This window comes from Micromonospora sp. RTBAU3-60, from assembly GCF_054963695.1.
This window is the reverse complement of record NZ_JBUEGB010000192.1, coordinates 1-923: the sequence shown is the minus strand read 5'-3', so window position 1 is coordinate 923 and position 923 is coordinate 1. Positions and strand designations below refer to the sequence as shown.

Here is a 923-nt window from a genome sequence, read left to right as displayed (position 1 = left end):
CGTGCGATGTATGCAGGGCGTGAGGCGCCGTTGCCGGTGGTGGTGCGAGATCAGTTGGGTGAGCTGTTCGCTGATGAGCAGTTCGGTGCGGCGTTCGGGGTCCGCGGCCGGCCTGGTTGGTCTCCTGGGCGGCTGGCATTGATCACGGTGTTTCAGCTGGTGGAGAACCTGACCGATCGGCAGGCGGCCGAGGCGGTGCGGGACAAGTTGTCGTGGAAGTACGCGCTGGGGCTGGACCTGGCTGACACCGGCTTCGACGCTTCGGTCTTGAGCGAGTTCCGGGCCCGGGTGATCGCCCATGACCTGGAGGAACGGGTCCTTGACCTGCTGTTGGCCAGGCTGGTTGATGAGGGGCTGCTGGCGGCGGGTGGTAAGCAGCGCACGGACGCCACCCACGTGGTGGCCGCCGTGCGGGACCTCAGCCGGCTGGAGCTGGCCGGGGAGTCGGTCCGCGCCTGTCTGGAGGCCCTGGCCGCAGCGGCACCGGATTGGGTGGCGCAGGTCATCGACGTGCCGGCCTGGAGCAGGCGGTACGGGCAGCGGGTGCACGACTGGCGGCTGCCGTCGTCGCAGACCGCACGGGCGGAGCTGGCGAACACGTACGGCAGTGACGGGTTCGCGCTGCTGACGGCGGTCTACGGCCCGTCGGCGCCGCCGTGGCTGGCGCAACTGCCGGCCGTGGAGGTGCTGCGGGTGGTGCTGCTGCAGAACTACGTGCGTGGGCACGATGAACACGGGCGGGAGGTGGTCAGACGGCGGGAGGCGAAGGTAGACGGTCTCCCGCCGGGAAGGCATCGCCTCACCTCGCCCTACGACACGCACGCCCGTTGGGGCACCACACGCAGCGCCAGCAAACCCTGGAACGGCTACAAGGTCCACCTCAGCGAAACCTGCAACGACCCCGCCAGCCCCACCGACAGCGC

The 923-nt window shown here is 69.8% G+C and carries 1 protein-coding gene; it reads left to right on the top strand.

Features of this window, described 5'->3' with window-relative positions:
• Positions 1-147: 147 nt before the first annotated feature.
• Positions 148-923: transposase (locus ACY34I_RS40510; protein ID WP_462760848.1), on the top strand; the 776-nt coding region annotated here is incomplete at its 3' end.